The 12,854-nt window shown below is 47.7% G+C and carries 12 protein-coding genes; 4 read left to right on the forward strand and 8 right to left on the reverse strand.

The window, feature by feature from the left end:
• Window positions 1-274 precede the first annotated feature (274 nt).
• Complete coding sequence (locus AC3CIC_RS22300; RefSeq protein WP_016961830.1) at window positions 275-1,426, forward strand: Na/Pi symporter; 1,152 nt, start codon at window positions 275-277, stop codon at window positions 1,424-1,426.
• A gap of 141 nt (window positions 1,427-1,567) precedes the next feature.
• Here the strand turns inward: AC3CIC_RS22300 and AC3CIC_RS22305 are convergent, their stop codons facing one another.
• From AC3CIC_RS22305 to AC3CIC_RS22325, 5 genes are all read right to left on the reverse strand, one after another.
• On the reverse strand, window positions 1,568-2,338 hold the full coding sequence (locus tag AC3CIC_RS22305) for an ABC transporter permease (RefSeq protein WP_488516286.1): 771 nt from the start codon (window positions 2,336-2,338) through the stop codon (window positions 1,568-1,570).
• Window positions 2,331-2,963: an ABC transporter ATP-binding protein gene (locus tag AC3CIC_RS22310; RefSeq protein WP_488516287.1), complete on the reverse strand. Its 633-nt coding sequence runs from the start codon at window positions 2,961-2,963 to the stop codon at window positions 2,331-2,333. The genes AC3CIC_RS22305 and AC3CIC_RS22310 overlap by 8 nt, the downstream gene beginning before the upstream one ends.
• Window positions 2,964-2,966: 3 nt before the next feature.
• Window positions 2,967-3,395 (reverse strand): acyl-CoA thioesterase, encoded by a 429-nt coding sequence (locus tag AC3CIC_RS22315; protein WP_394209350.1) that lies wholly within the window; start codon window positions 3,393-3,395, stop codon window positions 2,967-2,969.
• A 252-nt stretch (window positions 3,396-3,647) separates the two neighbouring features.
• Window positions 3,648-4,061 (reverse strand): alternative ribosome rescue aminoacyl-tRNA hydrolase ArfB, encoded by a 414-nt coding sequence (arfB, locus tag AC3CIC_RS22320; RefSeq protein ID WP_016961836.1) that lies wholly within the window; start codon window positions 4,059-4,061, stop codon window positions 3,648-3,650.
• An 81-nt stretch (window positions 4,062-4,142) separates the two neighbouring features.
• Entirely contained in the window at window positions 4,143-5,096 is a 954-nt protein-coding gene (locus tag AC3CIC_RS22325; protein WP_488516288.1) for a DMT family transporter, read from the reverse strand.
• 255 nt (window positions 5,097-5,351) lie between these two features.
• Between AC3CIC_RS22325 and AC3CIC_RS22330 the strand changes: the two genes are divergently transcribed.
• The 3 genes from AC3CIC_RS22330 to AC3CIC_RS22340 all read left to right on the forward strand — a co-directional run bounded on the left by AC3CIC_RS22330 (window position 5,352) and on the right by AC3CIC_RS22340 (window position 8,414).
• Entirely contained in the window at window positions 5,352-5,750 is a 399-nt protein-coding gene (locus AC3CIC_RS22330; RefSeq protein WP_394209352.1) for a DUF805 domain-containing protein, read from the forward strand.
• 300 nt (window positions 5,751-6,050) lie between these two features.
• Window positions 6,051-6,434 carry a DUF805 domain-containing protein gene (locus AC3CIC_RS22335; protein WP_488516289.1) on the forward strand — a complete coding sequence of 128 codons (384 nt, stop codon included), beginning with the start codon at window positions 6,051-6,053 and terminating at the stop codon, window positions 6,432-6,434.
• Window positions 6,435-6,827: 393 nt separating this feature from the next.
• Window positions 6,828-8,414: a BCCT family transporter gene (locus AC3CIC_RS22340; RefSeq protein ID WP_488516290.1), complete on the forward strand. Its 1,587-nt coding sequence runs from the start codon at window positions 6,828-6,830 to the stop codon at window positions 8,412-8,414.
• A gap of 79 nt (window positions 8,415-8,493) precedes the next feature.
• On the opposite strand, the gene tkt is transcribed toward AC3CIC_RS22340, so the two are convergent.
• The 3 genes from tkt to AC3CIC_RS22355 form a co-directional block, all read right to left on the reverse strand.
• Window positions 8,494-10,488, reverse strand: coding sequence for a transketolase (tkt, locus tag AC3CIC_RS22345; RefSeq protein WP_488516291.1), 1,995 nt, complete (start codon window positions 10,486-10,488; stop codon window positions 8,494-8,496).
• A 101-nt stretch (window positions 10,489-10,589) separates the two neighbouring features.
• Window positions 10,590-11,540: a transaldolase gene (gene tal, locus AC3CIC_RS22350; protein ID WP_017006241.1), complete on the reverse strand. Its 951-nt coding sequence runs from the start codon at window positions 11,538-11,540 to the stop codon at window positions 10,590-10,592.
• 279 nt (window positions 11,541-11,819) lie between these two features.
• Entirely contained in the window at window positions 11,820-12,815 is a 996-nt protein-coding gene (locus AC3CIC_RS22355; RefSeq protein ID WP_016960325.1) for a sugar-binding transcriptional regulator, read from the reverse strand.
• Window positions 12,816-12,854: the final 39 nt, after the last annotated feature.

Below are 12,854 nucleotides of genomic sequence, written 5' to 3' on the forward strand. Positions count from 1 at the left end.
CCCCAATTTCACGTGTGTTAACAAAGCTAGCTAATGCTGGCTTTGTTACGTATTGAGGTTGCGTATTGAAGTGGAGATACACAAGTGAAAGGGGTTGCACTTCATCAATGAGCGAGATGATTCGTGAAGATGAGATTTTTTATTGAATGGTCACAAACTCGTCACGAAAAAGTCAAAAAACATTCAAATTAAACGTGCTGGTAATATTTTTGTCACATTACATTCATACGATGCCTGCGAACTGACAAATTACTTACATATCAGGAAACGAGTTATGAGCATCCAATCTGACGCACTGCAAGGACCTCAGTCCAAAGCTCCAACCAAACGCGCTCTGCAGTGGGCTGCCCTTATCGCCATGCTGTATCTGCTGCTGGTATCGGTTTCAATGATTGGCAGTGGCTTCAAATGGGCTGCTGGTGATCACGCGAAAGAATTGTTCGAATTTGCATCTAACCCTGTAGCGGGTTTGATGATAGGTATTATTGGTACAGCGCTTATTCAGTCATCCAGTACAGTGACGTCGATCATTGTTGGGTTGGTGGCGGGTGGCTTGCCAGTCGAGTTAGCTATCCCCATGGTTATGGGTGCCAACGTGGGCACAACAGTGACGAACACGCTGGTCAGCTTGGGTCATGCACGCTGTAAAGATGAGTTCCGTCGTGCCTTTACCTGCGCAACAGTACACGATTTCTTCAACCTTATTGCTGTTGCTATCTTCCTTCCTCTCGAAATGATGACTGGCTTCTTAGCGAAGATATCAGCTTGGCTCGTCTCTCCACTGATGCATGCTGACGACCTGAGCATGAAGAGCTTTAACTTCATTAAGCCGATCACCAAGCCTGTTGTGAATGGCGCCAAATCGGTATTTGAAGCGCTGCCAGGAAGCTTTGGCGGTATTGCTTTGGTTATCTTCGGCATTCTTTTGGTTATCGCTGCGATTACAGTGATGGGCAAACTGATGAAAAGACTGATGGTAGGCAGGGCGCGTGAAGTCCTTAATAGCGCGATTGGACGCGGCCCTATCCACGGCATCGCATCAGGCACGCTAGTGACGATTCTTGTTCAATCTTCATCAACCACTACGAGCTTGGTTGTGCCTTTGGTGGGCACCAACGTATTGACTGTTCGTAAAGTGTATCCGTTCATGCTGGGCGCAAACATTGGTACTTGTATTACCGCATTGCTTGCAGCAACGGCTGTGACGGGCGACAACGCGGTGTTTGCCCTGCAAATTGCGCTTGTCCACCTCACATTTAATGTATTGGGCATCGTGGTGATTTATGGGCTGCCATTCCTACGTGATCTGCCTGTTAAGTGTGCGGAGACCCTTGCTGACTATGCGGTGAAATCGAAACTGACTGTTGTTGGCTACCTTGCCACCGTGTTTGTACTGTTACCTGGCCTGGTGCTCTTGGTGTCGTAAGTAAAAAGTGATTTGTTCGAATGAATGAAAAAGCCCTGACTGATTTAGTCAGGGCTTTTTTGATCGGGTTGTGTATATCGATTCGTTCAGAGCGGTGCGCGTGATGGGGGCTCACCGACACTGATTAGCATTGATTGAAGCTCAAAGCTTCAGTTGCCCAAACCGATCAAACGCACTGTGGCTGGCAAATTTGAGGGTGGTGGCAACCGAAAGAGTGACGGTGAGAAAAATCGCTATCATGATCACCAGTTGGTATTTCACAGCAAGTAGCGGGCTTGTGCCGCCGAGGATTTGCCCTGTCATCATGCCGGGAAGACTGACGATACCTAAGGTGCTCATGGCTGCCAACGGAGGGCGAAGCGCGGCAATGAATGCTTCTCTCAAAAATGGCTTACTTGGGTCAGGTGATCCTAAAGATAAATAGAACTGAAATTCATCATGGCGCTGATTCAAGCTGGCGTGAAATCGGTCAAGTGCAAGAACGTTGGCAGAAAGCGCGTTGCCAAGCAACATCCCAGCGACAGGCATTAAATACTGCGCATGCCACCATGGCTCTGCTTGAATCACGCCAATGAGCAAAACGGGCAGCAAACAGGTCAAGGCGATAATTTGACCGGACAAGACAGGTAAAAGTAATGTTTTCACATTCGCACCCGCCTGACGACACACTGTCCAACTAGCGGCCAAAATCATCACGAGTAGCCACAGAGTGTTGAGGAGGATGTTGGCAAAATCAAACAAAGTTTGCAGATATAAGCCCACCACGGCCAGTTGCAATGTCATACGCGTAACAGAAGCAATGAGTGGCTTACTTAACCCCAATTGCCAGCGTTGAAACAGCAACAGCGGGAGGAGGAAGATCAAATAGAAAGCGGCCAATGCGCCATTGCTGATGTTTAACGCGTCACCCATAACTATTTCCCATGTTCAACACCTTATTAGCCGACTGCAGCCATATTGGATCGTGCGAAATCGAAACGCGAATGATCGGAGAATTAGAAAGCAGTGCTATCAGCTTGTCGCGGCTGGCGGGATCTAGTGCAGAAGTGGGTTCATCCAATAACCAGATCGGGCGATGCAGTAAAAGCGCACGTGCAATGGCTAACCGCTGTTTTTCACCGCCTGAAAGCGTCTTCACCTCAGCATTGAGTGCATGTGATAACCCTGACTGAACAAGCACAGCGATGCAGCGTTCATCATTGGGGATCGGTGATGATTCTGCTTTGAGCGTCCAAGGTAAGCGCAATACACCTTCCACTGTGTCAGCACCCATGATCGGTATTTGAGGTAAGTAGCAGCATTGTTTGCGCCACCAGACAAGATGGTTATCACTGATGTGCTGTTGTTGCCAGTGGACCTCGCCGCTTTGCGCGGGCATCAAGCCAGCGATAACCTTTAGTAGGCAGGTTTTTCCGCAGCCAGATGCGCCACTTAGGGCAAGATGTTCGCCCATGGCTAACGCAATAGAAAGAGGGGCTAATTGTGTGCTTTCAAAACCCGATTTTAGGTCATGAATGGATAGCAAAGACGTCGTCACGATCTATCGTAAATAGCGTTGAAGCTGTTTGGTTGTTTCTGTCGGAATCGCGCAACTTTTACCGGTTTTAAAATCACAGTAAACAATCAGTGCTTCACCCACCGCGACACATCGCTGTTGGTTATGGCTGTGGATTTCATATTTCATGGTATAGCGCTTCTCTTGCACATCTTCGACCCATGAAACGGTCGTGATGGTATCGGGGTACACCAGTGGGGCGCGATAGTCACAGCGTGTTGACGCCACAACAGGGCCAATGTTGTGGCTTTTGACGTGATCAAATACGTTCAGTTCTTCGAGCATGACCACGCGAACATCTTCAAAATAGCGAAAATATACGGTGTTGTTGATGTGCTGGAGGGCATCCATATCATTCCAGACAATGGCTTGAGTTTGGGCGAGTGGGTAATCACTGAAGTGGGCTTGAGACACGTAAAACTCCTCTTATTGATTCTATTTGATTGGACACTAAGTGCTGAGGAGTGACAAGTAACGGTGTGAATACGATTTGCGTTGTGTGACATCAGACCAGTGAAGGCTTGTTTGTATTGAGGCCTTAGCGTGCCAATAAAACGTTGTGATGAGTGTCTTCGAAATGGAGGTAATGGAGACGGAACTTAAGACGAATACCGTTAACGTATTGCGGAGACGGTGTGAGAATGGCCAAGCGCAAGCTTGGCCTTTTTATAATGGTATTTTGCCACGCATTGATTTCGTTTTGCCACGTAGTGTTTTGCCATCAACACGTCTTTTTTGTGACCCTTTAGTCGGCTTGGTCGCTCTTCTCGCCTTTTGAACAATGCCCACGCTTTTAATCATTTCCTGCAAGCGTGAAAGTGCGTCATCGCGGTTCTTTTCCTGCGTACGATATTGCTGGCCTTTTATCACAATCACACCCTCTTTGGTGATGCGACTGTCTTTCAGCGCAAGCAGTCTTTCTTTGTAAAAATCAGGCAAAGACGAGGCGTTGATATCAAAACGTAAGTGTACGGCAGAGGACACTTTATTGACGTTCTGACCACCTGCACCTTGTGCACGAATATACGAAATGTCGATTTCGTCATCTGGGATCGAGACGGTTTGAGAAATATGTAGCATGTTGATACGCCCTAGTAGCTATTGGGCGTCACTATAACGGAATGTCGCGGTGTGACTCAATCTTCATTTTCAGGTCAGTGTTTATCGTGGTGAAGAGAGTTGTTGCTTTCTGGAAGGGAGATGAGCAATAAATAACCCCAGTATAATAAAGGTAATGCCAACATAGTGATAGCCAGCCATTCGTTCCCCGAGTAACAGCATTGAAAAGATAATGCCAAACACCGGAATGAGGTGCATAAATTGCCCAGTTTGTGCCGCCCCCATCTTCATTACCGCACTGTTCCAACAGAAAAACGCAATGCCAGACGCGAAGATTCCGGTATAGAGGGAAATCGCCACGCTATTGAATGACACAGGCATGGTTTGAATAAACACAGACTCAGCAAGATAAACGGGGAAAATCATTGCCGTGCCGATGTACACGGTATAGCCAAGAATAGGTAAGCCTTTGAGCGCTTCCGGTAAACGTTGGACCAATACGCAGTAAGTCGCCCATACCAGAATGGCGAACAGGGCAATAAGCTCACTTTGACCAATGGAAAAATCCGAGATGAGCTGACCTTTGGTAATGATCAGCAGCACGCCGATAGCTGAGATAGCAATGGCGATCGTTTGTTTAAGCGTTGTTGTGTGGCCCAGCAACAAAAACTGCACCAGTAAAATCATCAATGGAGAAGTAGATTGCAAGATCACGACGTTGGTCGAGAGTGTATTTTCCAGTGCAATGTAAACAAGACTGTTGTATCCGGCGACACCAAGCAATGCGAGGACAAGTACCAAACCGAGATGTTGCTTAAGCAACGGCCACTGTGCGCGCATGGGTTTATAGACGAAGGGAAAGAGTACAACCGCAGCCACTGTCCAACGCCAGAAAGACAGCCCCATAGGGGGGATGGTCGCGTTCACTAGTTTGGCCAAGGTGATGTTACCTGCCCAACTCATTGTCGCAATAACGGCCAAAACGACGGGCAGCCATGCCACTAAGCGAGACGGCTTTTCTTCGTGCTGCTTCGTTTGTGGGCCTAGCTTTCTCATTCAGTGATACGTCCATGGGGTTTTCTCGGTAGGTAAGTTACTCATGTTGTTCATGCTTTGGCAACATGGGAAATGTGCATTGAGCGAGAAAATTGGATATTCACGATTACATCGATTTTTCTTATCAAAATGAATCTGATGAGCGAGTTAGGATCCTGCATCGAGAGATTACTAGGGGGCCGCTTTCTTTGGTAAAGTAACGATAAGGTACAAAGTGCCATTAGCATTGAGTGATGAGTGAAGTTGGAGAAAACAATGAACGAGTATATTGGGGTGCTTAAGAAATACGCATTATTTAAAGGGCGAGCGCGTAGAAAGGAATACTGGACGTTTATCTTGATCAATGTTTTGGTTTCCTTTGCACTGGGCTTTGTCGACCAATGGGTCGGGTCTTTTAATGCCGAAGCCGGTATTGGCACTCTGGGCATGGTATATGCGGTGGCCGTGTTTATTCCGACTCTCGCGGTGACGGTGCGCAGATTGCACGACACTGATCGCGTTGGTTGGTGGGCATTACTCGGTATAGTTCCTTTTGGCGTAATTGCTTTGCTTATTATGCAGGCCTTTGAAGGTACCAAAGGAGAGAATCGCTTCGGTGTTGACCCTAAATGTCATCAGGCCAGCCACGGCAACAACGGTACATTCGACGGATAATTTATTGTTTTTAATACGCAAAAATCCAGTCATCTCGACTGGCTTTTTGTTTTATGCTTGCTGTTAATTGAACGTTCACTGCGTTAAAAATGTCTCATTTTTTCCTATGTCCGAGAATGAGAATGCAACTGTATGAATTGCCATTTATAAGATCACGTATTAATACTGAGAGTTAATATGTAAGTGCAGAAGCCACTTGTATTTATGAGGGATATATCCCCGTTTCTACCCTTATGCTTTGTTAGCGTGCTAGTCGATTTTGACATAGATACCCCCTCCTCCGGCAGTAAGGGAAGACAAATGAAGTGGCTATTCCTCGGCTATTTGAAGTATGCAACGTTTTATGGAAGAGCGAGAAGAAAGGAATATTTCGGCTACTTTTTCACTCAAAATTTGATATTGGCATTTTGTGTTTGGTTAGATGTTGCCTCTGTAGGCGTTGAGAACTTTCATATCATGAAACTCAATGCGGCATTGCTATGGTGGGGAATCACATTGCTACCCTCCTTAGGCGTGACGATAAGGCGATTGCACGACATCAACAAGTCAGGATGGTGGATGTTGATAAACATGATTCCGTTGGTGGGTGGGTTGATTTTTGCGGTGTTCTTATTGCTTCGAGGAACAAAGGGCGGCAATCGATTTGGTAGCGATCCGAGAGGGTTGTTTAGCCACAGTCTTTGAAGCCTCATTCTAGTCAGTGAGGCAGACACTATATAAACGCGCTGATGGGCGCGTTTTTTATTGGCTAGGCGCATTGGAGTCTCACGCGTTTGCCACTGGATTAATAGATTATCATCCATTTTTCCATTTTAACGCCTTATGTTCTCATCATTAAATCTCGATGTCTTTTGTGTGAGATATTGAGTTGCACTTACATTACGTGCCTGACTGATTGCTCATTAATTGGGATGAAAAGGGATTTTATCTGATTTTTTAGAGGCTATTGGTCATCATTGCCGCACAAAGTACACGATGAAAATGTTTAATAAATGCCCTTTCTCATGCAAGAAGACGTGAGAAAGGGCATTGTTATTACTGCTTAGTCGTGTGAGAGCAGTAAAAGGAGGCAATGCTGTGAGTGATTCAACATCGGAAGTGAATAATGACGATCAATACAATACTGATTATAAAGTTGGTCAAGATAACGTTAACGCACTAGGGCTTGATTTCCACAACCCTGTTTTCCCAATTTCCGCCATCATGGTGGTGGTGTTTGTATTGGGTGTGCTGATATTTCAAGAACAAGCCGCAGAGTTTTTTGGGTGGTTGCGCCCCGCAATCACACAGTCGTTTGACTGGTTCTTTGTGATTTCAGCCAACATATTTTTAATTTTTTGTTTGGTGCTCGCGTTCTTGCCTGTCGGTAAAATTCGACTGGGTGGGGATGAAGCGACACCGGATTACTCCTACCCAGCGTGGTTTGCCATGCTGTTTTCAGCAGGTGTCGGCATTGGCCTGATGTTTTATGGCGTGTTAGAACCTATGAACCACACGCTTAACCCACCATTAGGCTTAGACGTTGGCTCTGAGGCGGCACGAAGCATTGGTACGGCAGCATCGATTTTCCACTGGGGTTTTCACGCGTGGGCAGTTTATGCGGTGGTGGGGTTGGCGTTGGCCTTCTTTCATTACAACAAAGGTTTGCCGCTGACACTTCGTTCCGCCTTCTACCCGTTGCTGGGTGATCGCGTTTGGGGTGTTTGGGGACACGTCATCGATATCATGGCAGTACTGGCGACATTGTTTGGCTTGGCAACATCGCTTGGTATAGGTGCGAACCAGATTGCAGCCGGACTCAACTATCTGTTTGGTATTGATGCGGGTATTGAAACAAAATCTATTCTGATTTTGCTGATCACCCTAGCGGCATTGGTGTCGGTGTATCGCGGCATGGACGGTGGTGTGAAACGTCTGAGTGAGATCAACATGGTGATGGCTGGCATGCTGATGATCTTTGTGATTGTTGTTGGCCCAACCATACTCATTTTTAAAGGTGTTGTGACAAACACCGTGGATTACCTCAGCTGGTTGCCAGCCTTGTCTAACTGGGTGGGTCGTGAAGATTCTGGTTTCTACCATGGTTGGACAACCTTCTACTGGGCGTGGTGGGTATCTTGGTCTCCGTTCGTCGGTATGTTTATCGCACGCGTATCGCGTGGCCGTAGTGTTCGTGAATTCATTCTGGCAGTACTGATTGCTCCAACCATTGTTTGTATTGTTTGGATGACAACGTTTGGTACGACGGCATTGGATCAAATGGATGGCGGCTACAATGGTGTTGTTAACTTGATCACCAATGGCAACTGGCAGCCAGAGCTCTCCATCTACAAGATGTTTGAAGCCTTGCCGTTTACTGGCGTGATCAGTTTCTTTGGTATGATTCTGACGATTATTTTCTTCGTGACATCATCAGATTCGGGTTCGCTGGTTATTGATACAATTACGGCAGGCGGAAAAATTGATGCGCCAGTTTCACAGCGTATTTTCTGGTGCTCCATTGAAGGACTTGCGGCGATAGCACTTTTGATGGGGGGCGGCTTAGGGGCACTTCAAGCAGCAACCATTTCTACGGGGTTGCCGTTCGCGGTGTTCTTGTTGGTGATGTGTGTGAGTTTGTACCTCGGTCTTTCACGAGAGTTGCGTAGAAAGCAATTCGCGTAATTTCTGGTCGCGCAATTTCAAAGCAAGCAGATAAAAAGAAACCCGCCAATTGGCGGGTTTTTTATGTTTGAGCTGGAAGTTATGCGAGTAACTCTTTCGCTGTCTCAACGACGTTTTCAACCGTGAAACCAAACATTTTGAACAGCTGATCAGCCGGTGCCGACTCACCAAAGCTGTGCATACCGATAATGCGACCATCAAAGCCAACATACTTGTACCAGAAGTCTGCAATGCCTGCTTCAATCGCAACGCGTGCTGTTACGTCAGAAGGCAACACCGACTCGCGGTATGCCGCATCTTGCTTGTCAAAGGTGTCTGTTGAAGGCATGGAAACAACGCGCACGTTGAAGCCTTGTGCCGACAGATCTTTGCTTGCGTTGACTGCCAGTTCAACTTCAGAACCCGTGGCAATCAAAATCACCTCAGGTTGGCCAACGCTGTCCAGTAGGACATAACCACCTTTGGAGATGTCGGTTACTTGATCCGCACTACGAGCTTGCTGTGCTAAGTTTTGACGCGAGAAGATAAGCGACGTTGGACCGTCTTTACGTTCAATCGCCAGTTTCCAAGCAACAGCAGATTCCACTTGGTCACACGGACGCCATGTGCTCATGTTTGGTGTTAGGCGAAGCGATGCGATTTGCTCAACAGGCTGGTGTGTTGGGCCATCTTCACCCAGACCGATGGAGTCATGGGTATACACTTGGATGTTCTGAATTTTCATCAGCGCGGCCATACGCATTGCGTTACGCGCGTATTCCATGAACATCAGGAAGGTTGCACCGTAAGGCACAAAACCGCCATGCAGTGACATGCCGTTGATGATCGCTGTCATACCGAACTCACGCACACCGTAGTGAATGTAGTTACCAGATGCGTCGTCTGCTGTGACAGCTTTCGAACCCGACCACATGGTGAGGTTTGAAGGCGCAAGGTCAGCCGAGCCGCCCATGAATTCTGGTAGCATGGCACCAAACGCTTCTAGCGCGTTTTGAGAGGCTTTACGTGATGCAATGTTGGCTGGGTTGGCTTGCAAGTCAGCGATGATTTGGCTCGCTTTCGCTTCCCATTCTGCTGGCAGTTCGCCGTTTACGCGGCGTTTGAATTCAGCTGCAAGTCCAGGGTGAGCTGCTTCATAAGCTGCAAGTTTCTCATTCCACGCCGATTCCTTAGCTGCGCCTGCGTCTTTCGCAGACCACGCTGAATAGATGTCCTGCGGGATTTCAAACGGGCCATGTTCCCAACCTAGTTGTTTACGGGTTGCTTCAATTTCGTCAGCGCCTAGTGGTGCGCCGTGACAATCGTGTGTGCCTGCTTTGTTTGGTGAACCGAAACCAATCACGGTTTTCGTACAGATCAGGGTCGGACGGCCTGTTTCTGCTTTTGCTGCTTCAATCGCCGCATTGATTGCTGCGGCATCGTGACCGTCTACTGCTGGAATAACATGCCAACCGTATGCTTCAAAACGCTGAGGTGTATTGTCAGTGAACCAGCCATCAACGTGACCATCGATAGAAATACCGTTGTCATCCCAGAACGCAACCAGCTTGCCAAGACCTAGCGTACCCGCCAGTGAACATGCTTCATGAGAGATACCTTCCATCAAGCAACCGTCACCCAAGAACACGAAGGTGTTGTGGTCAACGATGTCATGGCCGTCGCGGTTAAATTGCGCTGCCAGTGATTTCTCTGCCATCGCCATACCAACAGCGTTGGTGATGCCTTGGCCTAGAGGACCTGTGGTGGTTTCAATGCCCGGTGCATAACCGTATTCAGGGTGCCCTGGGGTTTTTGAATGCAATTGGCGGAAGTGTTTCAGATCATCAATCGACAGATCGTAACCTGTCAGGTGAAGCAGAGAGTAAATCAGCATTGAGCCGTGGCCGTTCGACAGTACGAAACGGTCTCGGTCAGCCCACTCAGGGTTTTGCGGGTTATGATTCATGTGGTCGCGCCACAGGACTTCAGCGATGTCCGCCATGCCCATTGGGGCACCTGGGTGACCAGAGTTGGCTTTTTGTACACCGTCCATGCTTAGAGCACGGATCGCATTGGCAAGGGTTTTACGTTCCATCTTAGGCTTACCTTATTAAATGATGTTCAGACCTGTAGGTCAGGATCATATAAGAAATAAGAGAGCGGCAATAGCCGCTCTTGAAAATGTGTTTTGCGAACTTACAACTTCTCGCGAATCATGACTTCAAGTTTGCCTTGGTCAACTGCGAAATTGCGAATGCCCTCAGCCAGTTTCTCAACAGCCATAGGGTCAGAATTATGTTCCCACAGGAACTCAGCGTGTGTCATCGAAGCTGGACGCTCTTTAATTTCAACATCATCAGAAAGCTTACGAACCACTTCACCTTGTTCATCTGACAGTGTTTGAAGCAGGTCAGGACTAATGGTTAGACGATCACAGCCAGCCAGCTCAAGGATTTCACCAATGTTACGGAAGCTTGCGCCCATCACGACGGTATTGTAGCCGTGAGACTTGTAGTAATCGTAGATAGCAGAAACAGACAATACGCCAGGGTCTTCTGCTGGGGCAAAATCGCGGCCTTCTTTTGCTTTGTACCAGTCCATGATGCGACCAACAAATGGCGAAATCAGGAAAACACCCGCTTCAGCACAGGCGCGCGCTTGAGCAAACGAGAACAGCAGCGTCAGATTACAGTTGATGCCTTCTTTTTCTAGTACTTCCGCTGCGCGAATACCTTCCCACGTTGATGCCAGCTTGATAAGAATACGGTCGTTGCTGATACCTGCTTCGTTGTACATGCTGATAAGCTTGCGTGCTTTAGCGACGCTATTTTCGAAATCATAAGAAAGGCGCGCATCGACTTCGGTTGAAATACGACCTGGAATAACGTTTAGGATTTCTTTGCCAATGTTTACCGCGAGACGGTCACCCGCATCTGCCAGTTGTTGTTCAGTGTCTTGGCTTTTTGTTTTTGCGTAGGCAATCGCTTCTTCGATCAGAGGCGCATACTCGGGGATTTGGGCTGCTTTTAGGATAAGAGACGGGTTAGTTGTCGCATCCTGAGGCTGGTACTTCGCGATAGCGTCGATATCACCAGTGTCCGCAACCACGGTTGTGAGCTTGCGTAATTGTTCGAGTTTCGTGCTCATCTTTTAGACCTTTAATGTAGAGTTTCACCATGAATGCTTTGCAGTCAGGAGCTGCTCGGTGACATTTCTATCAACCTGCTTGTGTCGATGTCAGCAACAGGTTGAACAAATGCAACGCACCTGAGCAAATGATAGGGTCATATTTCTTGTTTTATGCGATAAAGTCAACGATCTGATCGGATAAATCTCACGACGATCTCACTCATTTTACCCTTGATAACCAAATGTGTTGAAAGGATGTTGAAATATTGTCCAATCCGCATTTTAGAGAAATATGGGTCACTGTTCGTTATCAACCATATTAAGCAATGCCATGGCACAACTTGCACTGGTAGCTAACACGTCAATGGTTTGGGTTTTGAGTGCACCAAGAATAGACAGCGCTTTTCGACTTTCACTGGCCATGGCGATCACATTAGGAATGTTGATTAAATCCTGCATTTCCAATCCGACTACACGGTCACGCATCAGTGTATTGGCGCGACTGCCATCCAACTTGAAGAAGTCGAAGCCACCAATGTCCCCAACAATACCGTCGTTAACTCGGGCTTCAACGAACTCGCGTGCGGAGAAACACCCCAATTTCACCATGTGGCTGTTTTCGTCCATGTCACCGATACCAACCAGTGCAAATTCGGCCTTGCGGGCTTGGTTTAACGTCTCGTTGATATTGGGATGACCAAGGAAAACGTCGCGAATCTGCGGTGTGTCTACATAAGCAGGGGCGTAGAGCGTCTCGCTGCTGCCGCCGAACTTCTTAGCCAGGCGACGGCAGATGTGGTCTGCGTTAATGATGTCGCCACTTCTGTGTGTGCCGCCGATGGCACAAACGAAACGCGCATTTCGATGAGAAACAATGCCGGGTTGATCGGCAACCGCCGCAACGTTTTGGCCTTGTCCAACGGCGACAACCATACCGTCTTGCAAGTTGCCGTCGATAAATGAGGAAACCAGTGTGGCAACTTGGGTGCGTTGCTCCTGCACACTGGGTTGGTCGAGGGCGATCAATGCGCGTTTTAGATTAAATTTCTCCATCAACCGTTGTTCGAGTTGTGCGCTGTGAACCGGGTGGAATTTCACTGTGATTTCGACAATGCCTTCTTCACGAGCTCTTCGTAAAAGCCGACTCACTTTCGCGCGGCTGACACCAAATTTCTTAGAAATCTCTTCTTGGGTCGTGTTGTGTTGATAGTACAGAATCGCGATTTCAGTAAGAAGATTCGTGTCGTCTAGCAGGCTTTCAAAGTTGCTGCTCAATGTTCGCGTGGTGCTCATTGTCACGTCCTACTTTAAATTATTCGTCTTCAGTCTACT

The sequence above is a fragment of the Enterovibrio sp. QJM3NY_24 genome, assembly GCF_057786035.1.